Here is a 20,924-nt window from a genome sequence, read left to right as displayed (position 1 = left end):
TTCGCTACCGTTTCCGGCTGTGCGTACCTTCATCCTCGCCTCGGCGAGCCCGGCCCGCCGCAAGCTGCTCGCCCAGGCCGGCATCACCGCCCAGACCATCGTCAGCGGCGTCGACGAGTCGGTCGTCCAGGCCGGTGACGCGGGCTCGCTGGCCGGCATCCTGGCCGGGCTGAAGGCCCGCGCCGTGCTGGCCGGGCTGAGCGCCGGCGGTGACACCCGGGCCGCCAACGGCGTCGACGCGCTGGTGCTCGGCTGCGACTCCGTCCTCGGCTTCGCTGGCGAGATCCTGGGCAAGCCCGAGTCGCCGGACGACGCCACCGCCCGCTGGAAGGCCATGCGCGGCCGGTCGGCGGTGCTGTACACCGGCCACTGCCTGATCGACGGCGCGACCGGCGAGGCCGTCGAGGAGACGGTCGCCACCACGATCCACTTCGCCGAGCCGTCGGACGCGGAGATCGCCGCGTACGTGGCCACCGGCGAGCCGCTGGAGGTGGCCGGCTCGTTCACCATCGACGGGCTGGGCGGTGCCTTCGTCACGCGCCTGGAAGGCGACCACACGAACGTCATCGGCCTGTCGATCCCGACGCTGCGGCTGATGCTGGCCCGGCTGAATGTCCCACTCGTGTCGCTATGGTCGACTCCATGACGAAGATTCCCCTCGCGCTGACGGCGCAGCTGCAGGAGTACGTGGTCGCCAACGGCAGCGCCCCCGACGAGATCGTCCGCGACCTCATCGCGGAGACGGCCCGCGTGCTGCCCGAGGACCAGGGCATGCAGATCGCCGCCGAGCAGGCCGGCTTCATGACCCTCCTGACCCGCATCATCGGCGCCCGCCGGGCCGTCGAGATCGGCACCTTCACCGGCCTGTCCTCGATCGCCATCGCCCGCGGCCTCGCCGACGGCGGCAAGCTGACGTGCTTCGACGTCTCCGACGAGTTCACCGGCATCGCCCGCCGCTACTGGTCCCGCGCCGGCCTGACCGACCGCATCGAGCTCGTCATCGGCCCGGCCGCCGACACGTTAAAGCAGCTGCCGGAGGAGCCCCACCTCGACCTGGTCTTCGTCGACGCCGACAAGACGGGCTACCTGAACTACTGGGAGCAGCTTGTCCCCCGCGTCCGCCCGGGCGGCCTGCTCCTGATCGACAACGTCCTGCGCCACGGCCACATCCTCGACCCCCAGCCAGGCGACGAGGGCACCATCGCCATGGTCGAGTTCAACCGGCACGTCCTGGACGACCCCCGCGTCGAGTCAGTCCTCCTCCCGATCGCCGACGGCCTCACCATCGCCCGCAAGCGCTGAACCGCACCGCGCCCGATCGGCCCCGCAGCGGCCCGCCCCGCCCGCCACCTCGGGCGGCGGGGCCGTCCGGCGGTGAGCGGTCGCCGCCGGCCGAGCGGGCTTCCTACGGCCGGGCCGGCGGCGGGAGGGTGACGCGGTCCAGGCGCAGGACGGCCACCGCCGACAGCGCCACGAACGCCGGGACGAGCAGGAACGCCGGGTGCGGGCCCACCCGGTCGGCCAGTGCGCCAAGGGCGAACGGGGCCGCGCCGAAGGATATGCCCACCGCGAACGACGCCCGCGCCGCCGCAAGGTCCGGCTGCCCGTCCGAGTGGGCCAGCGCCAGGCCGATGCCCAGCGGATAGTGCAGGCCCGTCCCCACCCCGCAGACGAACAGACCCGCCATCGCCGGCCACGGGGCGGTGGCCACCCAGAAACCGGCGAAGCCCACGAGGCTCACCCCCAGCGCGGCCAGGAGCATGCGGGCCGGGCGGAAGAGCAGCAGGAGGCGGCCGCCGGCCAGGCGGCCCGCGACCATGCCGGCGATCAGGGCGGACACGCCCGCCGTGGCCACACCGGGTGAGACGTGGGCGTGCGAGCGCAGGACGTCGCTGCCCCACAGGGTCAGGCAGATCTCGACCGAGCCCGTGGCGAACAGGCTCGTCAGCGCGAGCCAGAACGGCCCTGGCAGCGGGCGGTGGGCGAGGGCGGTGGCGGCGCCGTAGCCGGCCGGTTCGGGCAGGCGGATGCGGTGGCGGTGGGCGTACCAGGCCACGGCCAGCACCGGCAGCACGACCACGGCCAGGCCGAGGCGCCAACCCCAGCCGGCCGCGAACGTGGCCCCGACGACCAGGGGCGCCACCAGGCCCAGGGCGGCGGCGGCCGCGTTGGCCTCGCTGATCGCGGCGGGGGCGGCGGTGCCGTGGTGGTCGGTCAGGCCGGTGTTTATCGCGTTGACGGTGAAGGCCGAGCCGATGCTGGCCAGGGTGGTGAACGCCAGCGTCACGGCGAGGTGGTGGGCGGCGTACATGCCCACCGCGGCGGTGCTGACGCAGGCCAGGCCGGTCCAGACGAGCCGGCCCCGGCCCAGGCGGCGGGTGAGCCGGGGCAGGATCAGGCCACCGATGATCCCGCCCGCGGCGAACGCGGTGCCGTGCAGGCCGGCCAGGGTCCGGCTGATGCGGAGCTCGTCGCGCAGGATCGGGGCGACCGGGCCGAAGCCGTAGAGGAAGTAGACCCACAGGGACAGCTGGACGTACATGACCCAGGTGAGCCGGTCCCGCACCAGCCGTGGCGGCACCTACTTGAGCTCGGCGATTACCGCTCCGGCCGACACGACCTCGCCCACCGTGGCCTGCAGCCCGGTCACCACCCCGGCCTTGTGCGCGTTGAGCGGCTGCTCCATCTTCATGGCCTCCAGCACCACGATGAGGTCACCCTCGGCCACCGTGTCCCCCTCGGCCACGGCGATCTTCACGATGGTGCCCTGCATCGGGCTCGTCAGCGCGTCGCCGCCGGCCGCGGCGCCCGCCTTGCGGCCCGCCGCGCGCTTCTTCGGCGCCGGAGCGGACGGGGCCGCCACCTTGAGCGCGCCGAACCCGGCGGGGAGCGAGACCTCCAGGCGCTTGCCACCGACCTCGACCACTACCACGTCCCGCGCGGCCACATCCGTGTCCACACCGGCCGCGGCGTCGAACGGCGGGACGTCGTTCTCCCACTCGGTCTCGATCCAGCGCGTGTGCACGCTGAACGGCGACGAGACGAACGCCTCGTCGCGGATGACCTTGCGGTGGAAGGTCAGCGCGGTCGCCATGCCGTCCACGACCATCTCGTCGAGCGCGCGGCGGGCGCGCTCCAGGGCCTGCTCCCGCGTCTCGCCGACGATGATGACCTTGGCCAGCAGGGAGTCGAAGTTGCCGCCGATCACGCTGCCCGACTCGATGCCGGTGTCGACCCGCACGCCCGGGCCGGTCGGCAGGACGAGCCGGGTGACGGTGCCGGGCGCGGGCAGGAAGCCGCGGCCGGGGTCCTCGCCGTTGATCCGGAACTCGATCGCGTGGCCGCGCGGGACCGGGTCGGCGTCGAAGCGGAGCTTCTCGCCGTCGGCCACCCGGAACTGCTCGCGCACCAGGTCGATGCCGGCGGTCTCCTCGCTGACCGGGTGCTCGACCTGGAGCCGGGTGTTGACCTCCAGGAACGAGATCGTGCCGTCGCCGCCGACGAGATACTCGACGGTCCCCGCCCCGTGATACCCGGCCTCGCGGCAGATCGCCTTCGCCGACTCGTGGATCTGCGCGCGCTGCTCGTCGGTGAGGAACGGCGCCGGGGCCTCCTCGACCAGCTTCTGGTGGCGCCGCTGCAGGGAGCAGTCGCGGGTGCCGACGACTATCACGTTGCCGTGCTGGTCGGCGAGCACCTGGGCCTCGACGTGGCGCGGGCGGTCGAGGTAGCGCTCGACGAAGCACTCCCCCCGCCCGAACGCGGCGACCGCCTCCCGGACGGCCGACTCGAACAGCGCCGGGATCTCCTCGATGGTGCGGGCCACCTTGAGCCCGCGCCCGCCGCCGCCGAACGCGGCCTTGATGGCCACCGGCAGCCCGTGCTCCTCGGCGAACGCGACGATCTCGGCGGCGTCGGCCGCCGGCTCGGCCGTGCCGGGGACCAGCGGCGCCCCCGCCCGCTGGGCGATGTGCCGGGCCGTGACCTTGTCACCGAGGTCGCGGATGGACTGCGGGCTCGGCCCGATCCACGTCAGCCCGGCGTCGATGACCGCTTGCGCGAAATCCGCGTTCTCCGACAGAAAGCCATATCCCGGGTGTACCGCATCCGCGCCCGACTTCGCCGCGACGTCCACGAGCTTGTCGATGCGCAGGTAGGTCTCGGTGGCCGAGTCGCCCCCGAGCGCGTAGGACTCGTCGGCCAGCCGGGCGTGCAGCGCATCGCGGTCCGAATCCGCGTAGACGGCCACGCTGGCCAGGCCCGCATCTCGACAGGCGCGGATGACCCGGACAGCGATTTCACCCCGGTTGGCGATCAGTACCTTGCGCACCAGCGCAGTCTATGCCCGCCTGAGGCGATCTTCAGGTGCCCAAAAAATCACTCAGCCGCGGAAGGAAATCATCAAGGGTTTTAGTCAAACTTTGCTATTACGCTTGTCTCGTGTCCACTACGCGTCTGCTGATCCTGGGGCTGATCTCATACCTCCAGCCCGTCCACGGCTACGACATCCGCAAGGAGCTGATGAGCTGGCAGGTCGACCGCTGGGCCAGCGTCCAGCCGGGCTCGATCTACCACGCCCTGCGGAAGATGACCGAGGAGGGGCTGCTGGAGGAGCTGGGCACGGAGCGGGCCGGCAACCGCCCGGCCCGCACCCGCTACCGGCTGACCCCGATCGGCACCGCGGAGTACCAGGCGATGCTGCGCAAGTACTGGTGGGACTACGCGGAGCCGCAGGACCCGTTCCTGGCCGCGTTCGCGTTCCTGCCGCACCTGCCGCGGGCGGAGGCGGTCGGCGCGCTGCGGGCCCGGGCGCGGCTGCTGGAGGGCTGGGTCAAGACCTATCGCGACAACACCGAGGAGTGGACCGAGCACAAGCCGGCCCACGTCGGCTGGCAGTTCGAGCTGACGATGGTGCGCTGCGAGGCGGAGGCCCGCTGGTGCCATGACGTCGCCGCCCGGATCGAGGCCGGAGAGGGTGTGCACACCGGCGAGGACCTTGGTGCGGACGACGCCGAGCAGTGGCGCGCGGCGATCCGGGCCGAGCACGGCGAGCCGGTCGACGACGAGGACGAGTAGTACGCGACATACTCAAGCTTGACCCGCCGAACTATATCGCGTTACGGTCGCCCTGCGAACACCAGACAGGGGGACCACATGATCGAGACGAGGGGTCTGCGGAAGTCGTTCCGCTCCCGCGCCGGTCGCGAGAAGAAGGTCGTCGAGGCCGTCCGAGGCGTCGACCTCTCCGTCAAGGACGGGGAGATCTTCGGATTTCTCGGGCCGAACGGCGCGGGCAAGACCACGACGCTGCGGATGCTGGCCACGTTGATCACGCCCGACGGGGGCGAGGCCAGCATCGCCGGGGTGGACCTGCTCAAGCACCCGGGCGAGGTGCGCCGCCGGATCGGCTACGTCGCCCAGGGCGGCAGCACCTGGGACGAGAGCACCGCCCGCGAGGAGCTGGTCCTGCAGGCCCGCTTCTACGGCATCCACAAGGCCGACGCCCACCGGCGGGTCGCCAAGGCGCTCGACGCGTTCCAGCTGAGCGATTACGCCGACCGCAAGACCAAGACCTACTCCGGCGGCCAGCGCCGTCGCGTCGACATCGCGCTCGGCATCATCCACGAGCCGAAGATCGTCTTCCTGGACGAGCCGACCACCGGGCTCGACCCGCAGAGCCGCGCCCACATGTGGGACGAGGTGCGCCGCCTGCGCGACGAGGGCATGACGGTCTTCATCACCACGCACTACCTCGACGAGGCCGACGCGCTCTGCGACCGCATCGCGATCATGGACAACGGCGAGATCGTCGCCGAGGGCACTGTGGACGCCCTCAAGCGCGAGGTCGCCGGCGACGTGGTCACCGTCGGCGTCAACGGCAGCATCGATGCCGCGGCCGCCCTGCTGCAGCACCAGGACTACGTGCGCAACATCGACCGGGTCGAGGGCCGGCTGCGCCTGTACGTCACCGACGGCGCCACCGCCATCCCCCACATCCTGCGCCTGCTCGACCACGCCGGGGTCACGCTCGGCGAGATGGAGCTGCACCGCCCGAGCCTCGACGACGTGTTCCTCACCAAGACCGGCCGTTCCCTGAGGGAGAGCTGACGAATGGAGCCCACCGGCACCGCTGCGCAGACCAGGTCGTTGCCATTGAAGTTCCTGCGCGACACCTGGCTGGTCTTCCAGCGCCAGATGCAGCTCATGCTGCGCAACCCGGTCTGGTTGATCGTCGGGATCATCCAGCCCCTGTTCTACCTGCTGCTCTTCGCCCCGCTGCTCAAGCCCGCCCTCGGGGTGCAGACGAACGCCGAGGCGTACAAACTCTTCGTCCCGGGGCTTCTGGTCCTGCTGGCGATGTTCGGCTCACTGTTCACCGGGTTCGGGCTCATCGCCGAACTGCGGGCCGGCGTCATCGAGCGCAGCCGGGTCACGCCGGTCAGCCGGTTCGCGCTGCTCGTCGGCCGCTCCCTGCGCGACGTGGTGTCGCTGCTGTTCCAGGGCCTGCTGATCGTGCTCATTGCCGTCGCGTTCGGCCTGCGCGCCAACGCCCTCGACGTGCTGGCCGCGTTCGGGCTGATGGCGGTGATCTCGCTGATGCTCTCGGCGTTCTCCTACGCCATCTCACTGAAGCTGCGCAGCGAGGACGCCCTCGCCCCGCTGCTCAACACGATCACCCAGCCACTGCTGCTCACAGCCGGCATCCTGCTGCCGCTGACGTTCGCCCCGAAGTGGCTCAAGACGGTCGCCGACTGGAACCCGTTCTCCTGGGCCGTCGACGGCGTACGCGCCCTCTTCGACGGCAACCCCGGCGCCGACTCGGTCTGGCAGGCCGCCGTCGTGATCGGCGCCCTCACCCTGGTCACGGTGACCTGGGCGGCACGGGCCTTCGCCAAGGGCGTGCGGTAGCCCTCACCACCACGCCGTGAGCTTGTTGGCACGATATGTCCGGACGCTTCGCGATCCGGACATATCACATTTATACCTGGTCGGGGGATAAGTCCGATAAGTCGCGGCGCGCCAGCGCCCGACTTATCGGGGCGACCCCAACCTGCGCGGACGCCGGCACGGTTCGCGCAACAAAAGCAGCACGGGCGGGGACGCGAGCGGCTCACACGCAAACGCAGCGGCCGGGGACCCAGCTCACGCAGCAGCGTCAGCGCGCCCTCACACAGCGCGGGCGTCAGCGGCTCCGGCGGCATAGGCGGCGGTGCGGGCGGGAACGCGGCACACACAGCGCGGGCCGGTACCGCGGCCCGGGCAGCGGCGAGGCCGACGCGACTCACACAGCGCGGACGGCGGCGGCCCACGCGGCGTCGGCGTCGCGGCTAACAGAGCGCAAGCGACGGCCGCCCCAGGCGACTCGCATAGCGCGGGCGGCGACGCGCGGCCGGCCGGGTTCAAGGCGGCGGCGCTGCCGGATCCAGCCAGGCAGCGCAGGCGGCGGCGCATCTCAGGCACCGCGGGCGACGGTGCGACTCACGCAGCGCGGGCATCGGCGGCCCGGGCAGCAGCGCGGCCGACGCGGCTCACACCGCGCGGGCATCAGCGGCATCGGCGGCGCGGCTCACACAGCGCGAGCGGCGGCGGCCCAGGGCGGCGGCCCGGGTGACGCGACTCGCACAGCGCGGACGGCGGCGGCTGAGGACGGCGGCGCGAACGGACCCGGTCAGGCAGCGCGAGCGGCGGCGCGGCTCAGGGTGGCGCGGGCGATGGAGCAGCGCGGGTCAGGCGGCGTGGGCGACGGCGGGGGCGGGCGGCGTTGGTCAGGCGGCGTGGGCGACGGCGGGGGCGGGCGGCGTTGGTCAGGCGGCGTGGGCGACGGCGGGGGCGGGCGGTGTTGGTCAGGCGGCGTGGGCGCCGGTGCGGGCGTGTAGTGGGATGGCTACCACGGCTGTTCCGTAGGCGCACAGCTCGACCCAGGTGTTCGTCACGTCGCGGTGGTCGAAGCGCATGCCGACGATGGCGTTGGCGCCGCGGGTCTCGGCGGCGGCGACCATCTGGCCGACGGCCCGGGAGCGGGTCTGGACCAGGAACTGCGACATGTCCTGGCCCGGGCCGCCCTCCGTCGAGCGTAGTCCGGCCGCGAACGGGTTGCGGGACGTGGCGACCACGCCCAGCACCTCGCCGAGCACGGCCGTGATCTCGTAACCCGGTAAGCCTTCGGTCGTTACTACCAGCACAAGATCGATGGTAGGCAGTTGCCTACCTGTTTCGGGGCGAACCGGGCAAATCATCCGTCTTCTCAGCCATGGCTCACCCGGGCGGCGGCGGTCACCCCGATCCCCTCGGCGAAGCGCAGCAGCAGTTCCTGGGGCAGCGCCGCCTTCGGGCCGATCTGCACCAGCAGCGAGCGGCCACCGGCCACCGGGACCTGGAGGAACTGCCCGTCGTCGGCCGTCGTGAGCCAGGCCGTGACCTCGCCGTCGCGGATCTCGACGGTCTGCGGGCCGGCCAGCTTCGGCTCCAGCCCGGGCGCCTCGTCGAGCATCACCGTGATCTTGTTGACGTACCCCGCGTCCGGCTGCACCCCGGGCGGCGCGAACGTCACCGCCGCCGGGCCGATGTTGTCGACGGTCCAGCCGGACGGCATCAGCTTGAACGTGAACGGCGCCTCGCCCTTGAGGCCGCCCGGAACTATCGCGTCGGCGTACTTCGTCAGCAGCGTCGGGTCGACGCCCTGGTCGGCGTCGATGCGCAGCCAGGACTGCCCGGCCGGGTGCCAGACCAGGGACTGGTGCTTCTCGCCGTCCGAGCCGGCCGGGTCCGCGCCGCTCCACACGTAGGCGGTCGCCGCCTGGCCGTTCACCCGGGCCGGGCGGCCCTCGGCCGTCGCGGTCGGGCGGCCCGGGTCCCGGTCGTAGAGGGTCATCGTCACCGGCTCACCGCCCGGCAGGGTCTGCACCACCGTCGGCCGGCCGCCGGTCAGCGTCACCATCGGCTCGCCGAAACCGTCGCCGGTCGGCGCGCTGAACGGGAAGAGGACCGCCCCCGGCACCGTGGACGGCACAAGTGCGGGTGCGGCCGCCGACGCCCAGGGCGTGGCCGAGCGCCGCACCGCCGGGCTGGACCAGGACGCGGTGGGCGCGGCCGCCGGGAGCTGGGGGCCGCCCTCGAGCGCCGGGCCGGGGCCGCCGCGCAGCGCGAACGGCAGGGCCGCCCCGATCGCGACGAGCGCCGCCGCGCCCGAGGCGAACGTGGTGAGCCGGGACCGGCGGCCGCGCCGGGCCGACTCGGTGGTCACGCTCGTCAGCATCGTCGCGCCCGGCGGGGCGTCGCCCGCGAACTGGCGCAGGGCGTCGCGAAGGCGGTCCTCGACCTCTTCGTCGTTCATCGTCGGCCTCCCGGCGCGGGTACGGCCGCCCTGTCGGTCCCGTGGACTTCCTGGATGACGGCCCGAAGCTTCTTCAGGGCGTGAAACGCGTGCACTCGAACGGTGGACTCGGCGCACCCGAGCAGACGGGCGATCTCCGCGTCCGGCAGATCCTCGTAGTAGCGCAGGACGACGACGGCCCGCGGGGCCCGGTTGAGCGTTCGCAGCAGGCCCCACATCGCATCGGCCTCGGCGATGCGCCCCGCCGCGTCGGCCGTCGAGTGCTCGGGCATCTCCGCGACGGGCCGCTCGGCGAATGAGCGGCGGCGCCGCCACGAGAGGTACACCCGCAGCATGGTTTTTCGCACGTAAGGCTCGGGGCCCTCCTCCCCCACGATGCCGGTCCAGCGGCGGTGCGCGCGCACGAGCGCCTCCTGCACCAGGTCCTCGGCCAGATGCCGGTCCCCCGTCAGCAGGTAGGCGAAGCGCAGCAGGGCATGCGACCGCCCGGTCACGAACTCGGTGAACTCGACCTGCACAGACACCTCCACCGGGGTAGACGTGGGCTGTGGCCCGCCGCGTTTACGGGTCGCTGCGAGCGGGGTCGTTGTACTGCCCGGAAGGCCCCGAGTACTCCCGGCCGTCCACGATCGGCCAGGCGTTGGCGACGCAGCCGTGCAGGCCGAGCGTCTGCTGCTCCATGACGGGCGCCGGCCGGCCGGGGCCGGGGCACAGCTCGTGGCCGTGGAAGAGCCGGTGCCCGGTCTCGTGGTTGACCACGTACTGCCGGTAGGTGACGAGGTCGGCACCGTAGTCCGGCACGCCGTGCACCCAGCGCGCGACGTTGATGACGACGCTGTTGCCATTGCGGCAGCTGGTGTACCTGTCGTAGGAGCTCACGCACAGCTTGTCCCGGGTCGCCGGCGTGGCGAGGTAGATCGTGAAGTCGAAGCGCTCGCCGCTGCCGGCGCGGCGCAGCCGCCACTTGCCGGTGCCGGGCCAGCTGCGCGGATCGGCGAACACCGCCTCGACCGCCTCGGCGAACCCGGCCGCGGAGAGTCCCGTGATGTCGCGTTCGAGGGCGATGCGGTACGTCAGCAGCTGTCCCGCGGTACCGATGACCGGGCCGCCGGCCGCCGCGATCTCGTACTGCCCGCCGCCCTCCTTGGGGTAGCCGATCTCGGGTATCGCCACGTTCACCGGTCCCCGGCTGGTCTTCTCGACCGCGGGAGGCGGTGCGGGGCTGGCTTCCAGGGGCGCGGACTCGGTGGCCGGTGCGGAGCAGGCGGCGAGCGCGAGGACCGCGAGCCCCGCACCGGCGATGCGAAGGACGTTCACATGGTGATTGACGGAGTTGCACCGGTGATCCGTTTAGGCACGGCGCACTGCGATTCCAGCCGGGCCAGCGCGCCGGCGACCGGGAGCACGTCCACCACGCCTCCGCGCGAGCGCAGCGAGACGGTGCCGGCCGCCGCCTCGCTGGCCCCGATGACCGCCACGAACGGCACCCGCCGCGCGGAGGCGTCGCGGATGCGGGCGGACAGGCTCCCGGCGTGAGCCTCCTCCACCCGCAGGTCGAGCGCGCGGGCGCGCTGCACGAAGTCGCGCACGTCGGCGTCGCCGATGGGCAGCACCTCCAGCTGGACCGGCGCGTACCAGGCCGGAAAGGCACCGTCGTGCACCTCGATCAGGTGCGCGAAGAGCCGCTCCATGCTGCCGGCCGCGCTGCGGTGCACCATGACCGGCCGCTTCCGCGCGCCACCGGCGTCCACATAGGACAGGTCGAACCGGGCCGGCATGTAGTAGTCGACCTGCACGGTGGCCAGGGTGCTCTCCCGGCCGGCGCTGTCGAGCAGCTGGATGTCGATCTTCGGCCCGTAGAAGGCGGCCTCGCCCGGCCCGTCGACGTAGTCGACGTCCCGCTTCAGGCCGACCGCCTCCAGGGCCTGGCGCAGCACCGCGGTCCCGCGCTCCCACAGGCCGGGGTCGTCGACGTACTTCGGCCCGTCGCCGCGCAGCGACAGCCGCCACGCCGACGGCTCGAAGCCGAGCGCCGCGTGCGCCTCCCGCATGACCTCCAGCGCGGCGACGACCTCGGCCTCGACCTGGTCCTCGGCGCAGAAGACGTGCCCGTCGTTGAGGGATATCGCGCGGACCCGGGACAGGCCGCCGAGGACACCGGAGCGCTCGGCCCGGTACTGCCCGCCGATCTCGCCGATGCGCAGCGGCAGCTCGCGGTAGGAGCGGCCGCGGGCGGCGAACACGGCGGCGTGGTGCGGGCACAGGCTCGGCCGCAGCACGAGGCGGTCCGACTCGCTCAGCGCCATCGGCGGGAACATGTCGTCCGCGTAGTGCGGGAGGTGGCCCGAGCGCCGGTACATCTCCTCCTTCGCCAGGGGCGGGGAGTACACGTGCTGATAGCCGTGCCGCCGCTCCAGGCCGAGCAGATAGTCCTCGACGGCGCGGCGGGCCGCGGCGCCCTTGGGCAGCCACAGCGGCAGCCCGGCGCCGATGATCGGGTCGGAGTGGAAGAGCTCGAGCTCGCGGCCGAGCTTGCGGTGGTCCTGCATGGCATTGCTCCCTGTCCGTTGTGGAGCGACGCCGAGCCGGAGCATGCGAAAGCCCCGGAGCGCATCGCCCCGGGGCTTGGTTGCTGAACGTCGATCAGCGCCGCCGAGGGATCCCCGGCGTCGTCGTGGACTGGGCGCTGCGACTCATAGCGGCAATCGTAGCGCGCGGGCGCGGAAACGGGCCGGGTATAAATGGCCGGTGCCTGAAGGTCATACGATCCACCGCCTCGCCGAGCGGCACCGCAAGCTGTTCGCGGGCCGCCCGGTCGCCGTCGCCAGCCCGCAGGGCCGGTTCGCCGCAGACGCCGGTGCGGTCGACGGTCGTGTGATGGTGGACACGTCGGCGCACGGGAAGCACCTGTTTCACCACTATGAGGGTGGGGGGACGGTGCACGTCCACCTCGGCCTGTACGGCAAGTTCACCGACGGCGACGGCGCCCCACCACCCCCGGTCGGCGAGGTGCGGATGCGCCTGTCCAACGGCGAGCACTGGCTGGACCTGCGCGGCCCGACCGCCTGCGAGCTGCTCGACCCGGCGCAGGTCTCGGCGCTGCACGACCGGCTCGGCGTGGACCCGCTCGGCGACGCCGGCGACGGCTCGCCCGCCTACGCCCGCATCCACGGCTCCACCCGGCCGCTCATGGCGCTGCTGATGGACCAGTCGATCGTGGCCGGGGCCGGGCTCATCTACGTGACCGAGTCGCTGTTCCGGGCCGGGCTCGCCCCGACCACGCCGGGCACGAAGCTGACCCGCCGCAAGTGGCAGACCATCTGGACCGACCTGCAGGTGCTGATGCGGGCCGGCGTCGCCGAGGGCCGGATCGACACCGTCCACAGTGCACACACGCCGGAGGCGATGGCCCGCGCGCCGAGGGTCGACCGGCACGGGGGCGAGGTGTACGTGTACCGGCGCACCGGCCAGCCGTGCCTCGTCTGCGGCACCGAGGTGCGCACCGCTGTCCTCAACGCCCGCAACGCCTACTGGTGCCCGCGCTGCCAACGGGCCCGCTGATGGTCGCGTCGGTCGAGATGTACCTCGACGAGCGCGCGTCCCGCCGCATCCGCGTGCTGTGGGACCAGCTGGAGGAGCTCGGCGTGCAGTCGCTGCGCACCCCGCACGACGGCCGCCACCGCCCGCACGTGGCGCTGGCCGTCGCCCGCCGGCTCGACCCGGAGGCGGTGGCGGCGGCGCTGGCCGGCACCCGGGTCGCGGAGCCGCTGCGGCTCAACTTCCAGTTCGCGGGGGTCTTCGTCGGGCGCGTGGTGTTCCTCGGCCCGGCTCCCACGCCGGCGCTGATCGAGCACCAGGCGCGCATCCACGGGCTGCTGGCCGCGGCGGGGATGGCGTCGCTGCCGCTGTACTCGCCGGGCGAGTGGGTCCCGCACTCGACGGTCTCGATGCGGGTGCCGCGGCCCCTGCTCACCGAGGCCCTGCGGCGCTGCCTGGAGTCGCTGCCCATCGAGGCCACCGTCACCCGGGCGGCCGTCGCCGACTACGCCCGCGACATCTTCCGCGAGATGCCCTGACGGGCCGACGCGCTGCGCCCAACGCGTGGAACTTTCACCCCGCCGGGCCGGCGGGGATCGGGGCCACCGGGCCGGCGCTAGTCCTCGTCGTGCTGCATGAGCTGGCGGGCGGCCTCGGCGATCGAGCCGGAGATCGACGGGTAGATCGTGATGGTGTGGGCCAGCTGGTCGACGCTCAGATGGTTCTCCACCGCCATCGCGATGGGCATGATGAGCTCGCTCGCCTTCGGAGCCACCACGACGCCGCCGACCACCAGGCCGGAGGCGGGGCGGCAGAAGATCTTCACGAAGCCGTCGTCCAGGCCGTCCATCTTGGCGCGGGCGTTGCCGGCCAGGGGCAGCATCACCGCGCGGGCCGGGACCCGGCCGCTGTCGATGTCGGACTGGGTGATGCCGACCGATGCCAGCTCCGGGTCGGTGAAGACGTTCGCGGCGACGGTACGCAGCTTGAGCGGGGCGACCGCCTCGCCCAGGGCGTGCCACATCGCGATCCGGCCCTGCATGGCGGCGACGCTGGCCAGGGGCAGCAGGCCGGTGCAGTCGCCGGCCGCGTAGATGCCGGGGACGTTCGTGCGCGAGACCCGGTCCACGGTGACGTAGCCGCCCTTCGCGACCTCGACCCCGTACTCCGGCAGGCCCAGCGTCCCCGTCTGCGGCACCGAGCCGACGCACATCAGCACGTGTGAGCCGGTGACGACCCGGCCGTCGGCCAGCTCCACCTCGACCCCGTCGGCCGTGCGGCGGGCGGCGGCGGCCCGGGAGTTGTTGAGGATCGTCATGCCGCGGGTGCGGAAGACGCGCTCGATCGCCATCGCGGCGTCGGGGTCCTCGTGCGGCATGACGCGGTCACGGCTGGAGACGAGCGTCACATCGACGCCCATCGCGAGGTAGGCCGACGCGAATTCCGCGCCCGTCACGCCGGAGCCCACCACGATCAGCTTCTCGGGGAGTTCGGGCAGGTCATAGACCTGACGCCAGTCCAGGATGCGCTCACCATCGGGCACGGCGGTGTTCAAGATCCGCGGAGTGGCACCGGTGGCGAGCAGTACCGTGGAGGCGGCAATCACATACGGAGCGTCACCGTCGGCCGGCGTCACCTGGATGGCGTGAGTGTGACCGAGCGTGTCGTCGCCGAGGCGCGCAGTACCCGTGACGAACTCCACACCGGCCTTGACCAGTTTGGCGTGGATGTCGCCGGATTGGGCATGCGCGAGCCTTTTGACCCTTCGGTGCACCGCGGGCCCGTCCACCCGCACGTCGGGACCGGCGGGCCCGATCACCCCGAACTCCTCGGTGTCGAGGTGCGCGGTGACCACCGACGAGCTCGCGATGAACGTCTTACTGGGCACGCAGTCGTGCAGCACGCAGGCGCCACCGGCGCCTTCGGCCTCGACCACTGTCACCTGGGCATCGAGCTGCGCCGCGACCAGGGCCGCCTCGTAGCCCGCCGGGCCACCTCCGATGATCACGATCCGGCCCACGCCAGCCACCTTCCTCGGCTCTGATGGCCCCATTCTCCCTCGTCGGGGCAACCGCGGCGCGGCGCCCCACCCACTCGGCCCATGCCGCGCCGACGAGTGGATCCGAATCCGACACGCTCGGCAGTATTCTCTCGCGTACCCGGTCGGGTTTATCGTCATCGCCGTGCGTCATTACGCCGCGTATGGCTCGAACCTGGACCCTGCCCGCATGCGGGCCTACTGTCCGTATTCGCCGATGATCGGGACCGGCTGGCTCGAGGGCTGGCGGCTCACCTTCGCCGGTGAGGACGTCCTCGGCTGGGAGGGCTCCGTCACCACGATCGTCGAGTCCCCCGGCGACCGGGTCTTCGTCGCGCTGTACGACGTGCACCCGAACGACGAGAAGCAGCTCGACGAGGTCGAGGGCGCGCTGGCCGGCACCTACCGCAAGCTCCATCTGCGCGTGGCCACCCTCGACGGCGAGGAGACCGCCTGGGTCTACGTCTTCAGCGGCTACGAGGGCGGCCTGCCCACCGCGTGGTACCTGGCCGAGATCGTCAACGCCGCCACCAAGGCCGGCGCGCCGGGCGACTACCTCGAAGACCTCAAGAGCCGCCCGACGAAGACCGCGGCGCCCTAACCCCTCGCCGGTACCGCCCTTTCGTACACATCGGCCGCGAAGGCCACGGTCATGCCGACCGATGTGTAGAGGTGATACGCCCCGGTCGGGTTGGTGAGGTCGACACCCAGCCCGGCCGTCGTACGCCCCTTCGCCGCATAGATCGCGAACGCCGCCCGCAGCAGGGCGCCCCCGATCCCCCGGCCACGGTGCTCGCGCAGCACGGCCAGGTTGCGCACCCAGCCCTCGCCCCGCTCGACGCCCCGCTGCGAGGACTCGAGCACCCCGGCCACCTCCCCGCCGACCTCGGCGACCAGCCACTCGTCCCAGGCGATCGACGGCAGCGCCCGCACCGACTCCAGCCAGTCCGCATACCCGATCGGCACGAAGTCGGTGGTGTCGGCGAACGCCGTCTGCAGCACCCGGTGGAACGTCTCCAGCTCCTCCGGGCGAACGACCCGGATCACGGGCTGCGGCGGGTCCGAGGGCGTCACCGGGACCGGGGGCATCGCCGGGTCCGGGCTCAGCGGGCGGGTCATGCGGGCGTGGCGGCGGCGGAAGGCGAAGCCACGCTCGGTCAGGGCCGCGATGTACTCCGTCTCCGTCGCCACGGCCCCGGCCCGCAGGGTGACCTCGGCGTGCCCGGCCGCCCGGGCCCGTTCGGCCACCCGCTCCAGCGCCAGGTCGAGCAGTGGTCCGAACGCCGTCCGGCCGGCCTCGGGCACGGCGTAGACCTCGACGTTGTCGCGGGCCGCGCGCTCCGGGTTGTCGAGGTAGGCCCAGGCGAGCGCGGTACCCCCCGCATCGAATGCGAGCCAGGCCTCGTTGTTCGGGGCCGTGAGGGTCGCGACGATCTCCTCCTCGGTCCACTCCGGCTCGCCGATCGCCGCGATGTCGGCCGCGGTGACGACGGCCAGGACGGTGGCCACGTCGCGCAGTGTGCACTCGCGCACGTCCATCAGCCGGGAAGCACCTCCTTCACCGACTGCACCGCCGCGTCCAGGAGGTTGACGAGCTCGGTGCGCTCGGCCGGGGAGAGGGACTTGAACGCCTCGCCGGCGATGCGGTCGGTGAGGGCCTCGGCCCAGCTGCGGCGGCGGACCAGCGGCTCGAACGGCGGGAACGGGGGCTGCCAGCCGAACGCGGTCGCCTCGGCCTCGCCGTCGGGGCCGGAGATGATCGCCTCGAGCGGTGTCAGGCCGCTGGCCCGGATGGCGAGGAGGTGGGCCGCGCCGCGGTGCTCGCGCAGCAGGTGGGCCAGCACGGCGGCGCGGGCGCCGGGTGAGTCGTCGGGCAGCGGCATGGCCCGCCAGGCGGCGAAGAGCGGCATGCCGGCCGTCTCGGCCGCGACGACCACGCGCTCGGCCAGCTCGACGAGCTTGGGCAGGGCGTAGAAGCTCTCCAGGTGCTCGCGGCCCCAGCGGCAGCACTCGTCGAGGTTGTCGGCGGCGATCTGCTCGGGCGGGGCGACCTTGCGGGCCGCGTCCCAGCCGTCCTGCACGGCCTCGGGGGCGATGAACCCCAGCGCCGCGGCCACGGTGTCGGCCCGGACGTCGCCGAGCGCGCCGCCGCGCCCGGCGACGTAGAAGGCCCAGCCGGTCAGGCCGATCTGACGGGCCCGGCGCATGGTCTTCGGGTCGTCGCTGAATGCGCCGCCCAGGACCAGCACCGCCTGCTTCGCCGCGGCGGCCGCCTGCTCGGGAGTCACCCGGGTCATTCTGCCCTCCCGGATGGATCACGGTGAAGGCACTCGTTCGAGGACTAACCATGCGCGCGACGGGACGAGCCGTTCAGCGCGGGCCGGCCGGCGCGTCAGCCCAGGTCGGCCAGCGCGTCCTGGGCGATCTTGACCCGCTTCTCGGCCAGCCTGATCGCCTTGTCGGCCGCGGCGACGGCCCGCTCGGCCTCGACCTTGGCGCTCTCGGCGTCGGCGACCTGCTGCAGCGCGGTCATGAGCTCCTTGCGCGCCTGGCGGACCAGCCGGGAGTGCTCCTCCTCGGCCCGCTTGCGCTCCTCCTCGGCCCGTCGCGCCGCCGCCCGCCGCTCCCGCTCGGTCTCGTCCGGGGCCGAGCGGATGGGTGTCACTTTCGAAACCCGGGCGGGCGCGCTGTGCTCGTCCTCGTCGTCGGCCTCGTCGGCGGTGGCCGGGCCGGTGCCCTGGACCAGGCGGAGATTGGGGCGCGGGGTCTCGCCGAAGCCGGTGTACTCCAGGGCCTTCGTCAGCCGCCCCGTGCGCACCAGCGCGGCGACCTCCTCGTCGGCCAGCGCGGCCGCGAGCGTGGCCTCGACCTCGGCGGCCGGCAGGTTCGTCGTCGCCGCCCGCCCGGCCCCGGCCAGCCGGATCGCCTCGCGGGCCAGGGCGCTGACCGTGGCCCGGCGCCGGACCGACAGCTCGCGCAGGTCGGCGCCGCGCAGCTCGCGCTGGGCGGTGCGCAGCTCGTCGGCGAGCGTCATGAGCTCGCCGATCAGCTCGGGCCGCTCGTGGGCCAGGCGGTTGACCAGCCAGGCCGCGACCGTCGGCTTGCGCAGCTTGCCGATCGCGGCGGCCAGGGCCGTGTCCCGGGCCGCCCGGGCCTTGGCGACCTCCTCGGCCCGCAGGGCGATGAAGTCCTCCGGCGGGGCCGAGTACAGCCGGGCCGCCGCCGCTCCCAGGGCATCGGGCATAGGGTGAATCCTAGATTGCGGTACCCGGCTCCAGGCGGGCGTACCGCGTCCCCGACAGGCGCGTCATGTGGCCGGTGACGATCTGCTGGCCCGCCTCCACCCACAGGCTGTCGTGCAGGGCGAAGGCGCGCTCCGGGCGGACCGCGCGCACGAAGTCGACGGCCTCGGAAAGTTTCAGCCAGGGGGCCGAGACCGGGGCGAACAGCGTGGCGATCGCCTCGTCCGGCACGTGGAACGAGTCGCCCGGGTGGTAGATCGGGCCGCCGGGCCCGTCGATCGCGAACGCGATGTTCACGATCCGCGGGATGTCGGGGTGGATCACCGCGTGCTGCCCGCCGTGAGCCCGGACCGTCATGCCGGCCGCCACGAACGTGTCGCCGGGGTTGACCGCGAACACGTCGGCGTCCAGGTCGGTCAGCTGGGCCTCGACGTCCGGGTGGGTGTGGATCGTCAGCGTCGGCTGGTGGGCCGCGGCGGCCCGCAGCTTGTCGAGGTCGACGTGGTCGGGGTGCTCGTGGGTGATGAGCACGGCGTCCGCGCCCTCCAGGGCCTCCGCCTCGCTGAAGACCCCGGGGTCGATCACCAGGACCCCGCCGTCGTGCTCCAGGCGAAGGCAGGCGTGGGTGTACTTCGTGATGCGCATTCAGCAGACCTCCTCGTGGCGGAAACGTGACACAGCCCGGTGGAACGGCCCGGCGGCAGCGCACGTCCGACTGTGCGTTCCCCCAAACGGACCCTACCCAGGAGGCGTCATGTCAGTCCGGCGCACCACCGCGTACCTCGCGGCCGCCGCCACCGCCGTGCTGCTCGTGCTGAGCGGGTGCGGCGCGGACAGCAGCGACTCGCCGAGCGCGAGCAGCAACAGAGCCGCACCCGAGGCGGCGGCCCCGGCGAACGGCGGTGCCGGGCCGGCCCTCGCGCCGGGCGACGGCGCCAAGGACCAGAGCGGCACCGAGCAGAAGATCCCCGACAACCTCGACGCCGCGAACCGGGCCATCATCTACTCCGGCACGATGACCATCACCGTGAAGGACGTCAACGCGGCCGCGGCCCAGGCCGTCGCGTTCGCCACCGGGGCCGGCGGGTTCGTCGGCGGCGACAACCGGCAGATCAACGGCGAGCGCTCGACGGCCACGCTCATCCTGCGGGTGCCGGCGGCGAAGTTCCAGGCGACCCTTGACCAGCTCAAGGGCATCGGCGACGAGGAAAGCCGGCAGCTGTCCGCGCAGGACGTCACCGACCAGGTCGTCGACGTGGAGTCACGGATCACCACGGCCCAGGCCAGCGTCGACCGGATCCGGGCGCTGCTGGCGAAGGCCCAGACCATCGGCGAGATCACGTCGCTGGAGTCGGAGCTGTCGCGGCGGGAGTCCGACCTCGAGTCGCTGCAGGCCCGCAAGCGCAAGCTGGACGGGCTGACCGCGCTGTCCACGATCACGCTGATGCTGCACGGCCCGGACGCGCCGGCGGTGTCCAAAGAGGACACCGGAATCCTGGTCGGGCTGCGCAACGGCTGGGACGCGTTCGTCGCCTCGCTGCGGGTCGCGCTGACGATCCTCGGCTGGCTGCTGCCGTGGCTGGTCTTCCTGGGCCTGCCGATCGCGCTGCTGATCTGGCTGAACCGGCGGCGCCGGGCCCGGCTGCAGGCACCTACTCAGGCGGTGGCACCCGTTCCGGCGCCGGCGCTGGTACCGGCCCAGCCGTCGCCACAGGCCGGTCCGGCCCCGCAGGCCCGGCCGGCGCCACAGGCCGGTCCGGCGCCGGCGCGACCGGCAGCGGCTCAGCCGGCGGCGACGAAGGCTGAGGACGGCGAAGGGCGTTCATCAGCGAGCTGACCACCGCACCGAACTCCGGCCGCAGCTGGTAGCCGGAGTGGCCGTCGACCTTGGGGTACACCGTGTCCCCGGGCGGGATGGCGAACCCGGGCGGGTCGACGAGGCGCCTGTCGACGGCCGTCGCCGACTGCACGGGGCCGCCGATGGGGTCGGTGTCCCGCCAGAGGTTGACCCAACGGGGGGTGTGCCGGCCCGGCTCCGCTGCGGGCCGGGTCAGCACCGCACCCACCTGCTCCAGCACCGCGTCGCTCATGTAGGCCGGGAAGAACCGGGCGTACAGCCGGCGCAGCGGCGAGCCGTAGGTCAGCAGCGCGGTGCGGGCCTGCGCCTCCGGCGGCATCTGCAGCACCGTGGCCGCCGCGAGCACGGTGCCCTGGCTGTGCCCGGAGAGGATGACGCCGCCCTGCTCGGCGGCGAGCCAGGACGCCCGCCGGGCCAGCTCGGGCACGACCCGCTCGGCGTAGCAGGGCGGCGCGAGCGGGTGCGCGGCCCGGGGCCAGAAGGTGCCCAGGTCCCACAGGACGCCGACGATCCGGCGGAAGCGCTGGTACCGGTACGCCAGCACGCCGATCAGGACGAGCGCGAACGCGGCGAACCCGATCAGGTAGGTGCCCAGGTTGACCGCGAACGAGAGCGCCTCGGCCGTCGTCGACCCCGACGGCGCCAGGGCGATCGGGCGGCGGCCGGCGAGCGCGAACCCGGTCGCGACCACGGCGGCCAGCGCGGCGGGGATGAACACCCAGACCAGCATCCGTCCGATGTGGTCGGTGACGAGCGCGTCGGCGACGGCGTGGTCGATGTGCCGGGCCCGCTGCGGGTCGCGCCGCCGGCCGCCGCGGAAGTCGGCGTCGGTGACGACCCGGGAGTATCGCCGCAGCCGGCGCACCAGCGGCAGGCCGCCGAGCAGCGCGACGGCGACGGTGAGCACCAGCAGCA

General features: G+C 73.0%; 21 protein-coding genes. 9 read left to right on the top strand and 12 right to left on the bottom strand.

All coding sequences use genetic code 11. The features are described 5' to 3' along the window. The first annotated feature begins 19 nt into the window (after positions 1 to 19). Positions 20 to 646, top strand: coding sequence for a Maf family protein (locus Dvina_RS04895; RefSeq protein ID WP_246656035.1), 627 nt, complete (start codon positions 20 to 22; stop codon positions 644 to 646). After that, positions 643 to 1,302 carry an O-methyltransferase gene (locus tag Dvina_RS04890; RefSeq protein ID WP_223101158.1) on the top strand — a complete coding sequence of 220 codons (660 nt, stop codon included), beginning with the start codon at positions 643 to 645 and terminating at the stop codon, positions 1,300 to 1,302. Before Dvina_RS04895 ends, Dvina_RS04890 begins: the two co-directional genes overlap by 4 nt. A 103-nt stretch (positions 1,303 to 1,405) precedes the next feature. On the opposite strand, the gene Dvina_RS04885 is transcribed toward Dvina_RS04890, so the two are convergent. Together Dvina_RS04885 and Dvina_RS04880 are read right to left on the bottom strand one after the other, a co-directional pair. Further along, complete coding sequence (locus Dvina_RS04885; RefSeq protein ID WP_246656034.1) at positions 1,406 to 2,581, bottom strand: MFS transporter; 1,176 nt, start codon at positions 2,579 to 2,581, stop codon at positions 1,406 to 1,408. Further along, positions 2,582 to 4,330, bottom strand: a complete 1,749-nt coding sequence (locus Dvina_RS04880) for an acetyl/propionyl/methylcrotonyl-CoA carboxylase subunit alpha (protein WP_223101157.1) — start codon at positions 4,328 to 4,330, stop codon at positions 2,582 to 2,584. It lies immediately after the preceding gene. Between the two features lie 110 nt (positions 4,331 to 4,440). On the opposite strand from Dvina_RS04880, the gene Dvina_RS04875 reads away from it, so the two are divergent. The 3 genes from Dvina_RS04875 to Dvina_RS04865 all read left to right on the top strand — a co-directional run bounded on the left by Dvina_RS04875 (position 4,441) and on the right by Dvina_RS04865 (position 6,909). Continuing rightward, entirely contained in the window at positions 4,441 to 5,076 is a 636-nt protein-coding gene (locus Dvina_RS04875; RefSeq protein ID WP_246656033.1) for a PadR family transcriptional regulator, read from the top strand. A gap of 78 nt (positions 5,077 to 5,154) precedes the next feature. Further along, on the top strand, positions 5,155 to 6,108 hold the full coding sequence (locus Dvina_RS04870; protein WP_223101156.1) for an ATP-binding cassette domain-containing protein: 954 nt from the start codon (positions 5,155 to 5,157) through the stop codon (positions 6,106 to 6,108). A 3-nt stretch (positions 6,109 to 6,111) separates the two neighbouring features. Continuing rightward, the gene (locus tag Dvina_RS04865) at positions 6,112 to 6,909 is read left to right on the top strand and encodes an ABC transporter permease (RefSeq protein WP_246656032.1); all 798 of its coding nucleotides are present in this window, start codon (positions 6,112 to 6,114) and stop codon (positions 6,907 to 6,909) included. 935 nt (positions 6,910 to 7,844) lie between these two features. On the opposite strand, the gene Dvina_RS04860 is transcribed toward Dvina_RS04865, so the two are convergent. The 5 genes from Dvina_RS04860 to thrS form a co-directional block, all read right to left on the bottom strand. Next, positions 7,845 to 8,183, bottom strand: a complete 339-nt coding sequence (locus Dvina_RS04860; RefSeq protein WP_223101155.1) for a YbjQ family protein — start codon at positions 8,181 to 8,183, stop codon at positions 7,845 to 7,847. 62 nt (positions 8,184 to 8,245) lie between these two features. Continuing rightward, positions 8,246 to 9,334: a serine/threonine-protein kinase gene (locus Dvina_RS04855; RefSeq protein ID WP_223101154.1), complete on the bottom strand. Its 1,089-nt coding sequence runs from the start codon at positions 9,332 to 9,334 to the stop codon at positions 8,246 to 8,248. Then, the gene (locus Dvina_RS04850) at positions 9,331 to 9,858 is read right to left on the bottom strand and encodes a SigE family RNA polymerase sigma factor (protein ID WP_343217145.1); all 528 of its coding nucleotides are present in this window, start codon (positions 9,856 to 9,858) and stop codon (positions 9,331 to 9,333) included. Before Dvina_RS04850 ends, Dvina_RS04855 begins: the two co-directional genes overlap by 4 nt. Before the next feature lie 37 nt (positions 9,859 to 9,895). Beyond that, positions 9,896 to 10,651: a DUF3152 domain-containing protein gene (locus Dvina_RS04845; RefSeq protein WP_246656031.1), complete on the bottom strand. Its 756-nt coding sequence runs from the start codon at positions 10,649 to 10,651 to the stop codon at positions 9,896 to 9,898. After that, positions 10,648 to 11,883 carry a threonine--tRNA ligase gene (thrS, locus tag Dvina_RS04840; RefSeq protein ID WP_223101153.1) on the bottom strand — a complete coding sequence of 412 codons (1,236 nt, stop codon included), beginning with the start codon at positions 11,881 to 11,883 and terminating at the stop codon, positions 10,648 to 10,650. The genes Dvina_RS04845 and thrS overlap by 4 nt, the downstream gene beginning before the upstream one ends. A gap of 199 nt (positions 11,884 to 12,082) precedes the next feature. Here thrS and Dvina_RS04835 point away from each other — a divergent pair, with 199 nt between their 5' ends. Beyond that, positions 12,083 to 12,895: an Fpg/Nei family DNA glycosylase gene (locus Dvina_RS04835; protein WP_223101152.1), complete on the top strand. Its 813-nt coding sequence runs from the start codon at positions 12,083 to 12,085 to the stop codon at positions 12,893 to 12,895. Continuing rightward, positions 12,895 to 13,410, top strand: coding sequence for a 2'-5' RNA ligase family protein (locus tag Dvina_RS04830; RefSeq protein WP_223101151.1), 516 nt, complete (start codon positions 12,895 to 12,897; stop codon positions 13,408 to 13,410). Before Dvina_RS04835 ends, Dvina_RS04830 begins: the two co-directional genes overlap by 1 nt. A 77-nt stretch (positions 13,411 to 13,487) precedes the next feature. Here the strand turns inward: Dvina_RS04830 and Dvina_RS04825 are convergent, their stop codons facing one another. Continuing rightward, entirely contained in the window at positions 13,488 to 14,891 is a 1,404-nt protein-coding gene (locus tag Dvina_RS04825) for an NAD(P)H-quinone dehydrogenase (protein ID WP_223101150.1), read from the bottom strand. A 163-nt stretch (positions 14,892 to 15,054) separates the two neighbouring features. On the opposite strand from Dvina_RS04825, the gene Dvina_RS04820 reads away from it, so the two are divergent. Then, entirely contained in the window at positions 15,055 to 15,510 is a 456-nt protein-coding gene (locus Dvina_RS04820; RefSeq protein WP_223101149.1) for a gamma-glutamylcyclotransferase family protein, read from the top strand. On the opposite strand, the gene Dvina_RS04815 is transcribed toward Dvina_RS04820, so the two are convergent. The 4 genes from Dvina_RS04815 to Dvina_RS04800 all read right to left on the bottom strand — a co-directional run bounded on the left by Dvina_RS04815 (position 15,507) and on the right by Dvina_RS04800 (position 18,796). Next, positions 15,507 to 16,448 carry a GNAT family N-acetyltransferase gene (locus Dvina_RS04815; RefSeq protein WP_223101148.1) on the bottom strand — a complete coding sequence of 314 codons (942 nt, stop codon included), beginning with the start codon at positions 16,446 to 16,448 and terminating at the stop codon, positions 15,507 to 15,509. The genes Dvina_RS04820 and Dvina_RS04815 overlap by 4 nt on opposite strands. Continuing rightward, positions 16,448 to 17,197, bottom strand: a complete 750-nt coding sequence (locus tag Dvina_RS04810; protein ID WP_223101147.1) for an SCO6745 family protein — start codon at positions 17,195 to 17,197, stop codon at positions 16,448 to 16,450. The genes Dvina_RS04815 and Dvina_RS04810 overlap by 1 nt, the downstream gene beginning before the upstream one ends. Before the next feature lie 104 nt (positions 17,198 to 17,301). Then, positions 17,302 to 18,153 carry a hypothetical protein gene (locus Dvina_RS04805; protein ID WP_223101146.1) on the bottom strand — a complete coding sequence of 284 codons (852 nt, stop codon included), beginning with the start codon at positions 18,151 to 18,153 and terminating at the stop codon, positions 17,302 to 17,304. Between the two features lie 10 nt (positions 18,154 to 18,163). Next, positions 18,164 to 18,796, bottom strand: a complete 633-nt coding sequence (locus tag Dvina_RS04800; RefSeq protein WP_223101145.1) for an MBL fold metallo-hydrolase — start codon at positions 18,794 to 18,796, stop codon at positions 18,164 to 18,166. Positions 18,797 to 18,905: 109 nt separating this feature from the next. On the opposite strand from Dvina_RS04800, the gene Dvina_RS55095 reads away from it, so the two are divergent. Next, a complete protein-coding gene (locus Dvina_RS55095; RefSeq protein ID WP_223101144.1) occupies positions 18,906 to 19,988 on the top strand; it encodes a DUF4349 domain-containing protein in 1,083 nt (360 codons plus the stop codon). Positions 19,989 to 20,924 lie beyond the last annotated feature (936 nt).

The organism is Dactylosporangium vinaceum (assembly GCF_019904175.1).
GTDB lineage: Bacteria > Actinomycetota > Actinomycetes > Mycobacteriales > Micromonosporaceae > Dactylosporangium > Dactylosporangium vinaceum.
The sequence above is the reverse complement of the archived record's forward strand: the minus strand, read 5'-3'. Positions and strand labels throughout refer to the sequence as shown.

Excerpts from the sequence above, each read along its gene's own strand:
- Dvina_RS04830 (WP_223101151.1), top strand. The coding sequence starts at position 12,895 with ATGGTCGCGTCGGTCGAGATGTACCTCGACGAGCGCGCGTCCCGCCGC.
- Dvina_RS04805 (WP_223101146.1), bottom strand. The coding sequence starts at position 18,153 with ATGCCCGATGCCCTGGGAGCGGCGGCGGCCCGGCTGTACTCGGCCCCG.
- thrS (WP_223101153.1), bottom strand. The coding sequence starts at position 11,883 with ATGCAGGACCACCGCAAGCTCGGCCGCGAGCTCGAGCTCTTCCACTCC.
- Dvina_RS04800 (WP_223101145.1), bottom strand. The coding sequence starts at position 18,796 with ATGCGCATCACGAAGTACACCCACGCCTGCCTTCGCCTGGAGCACGAC.
- Dvina_RS04890 (WP_223101158.1), top strand. The coding sequence starts at position 643 with ATGACGAAGATTCCCCTCGCGCTGACGGCGCAGCTGCAGGAGTACGTG.
- Dvina_RS04870 (WP_223101156.1), top strand. The coding sequence starts at position 5,155 with ATGATCGAGACGAGGGGTCTGCGGAAGTCGTTCCGCTCCCGCGCCGGT.
- Dvina_RS04855 (WP_223101154.1), bottom strand. The coding sequence starts at position 9,334 with ATGAACGACGAAGAGGTCGAGGACCGCCTTCGCGACGCCCTGCGCCAG.
- Dvina_RS55095 (WP_223101144.1), top strand. The coding sequence starts at position 18,906 with ATGTCAGTCCGGCGCACCACCGCGTACCTCGCGGCCGCCGCCACCGCC.
- Dvina_RS04815 (WP_223101148.1), bottom strand. The coding sequence starts at position 16,448 with ATGGACGTGCGCGAGTGCACACTGCGCGACGTGGCCACCGTCCTGGCC.
- Dvina_RS04865 (WP_246656032.1), top strand. The coding sequence starts at position 6,112 with ATGGAGCCCACCGGCACCGCTGCGCAGACCAGGTCGTTGCCATTGAAG.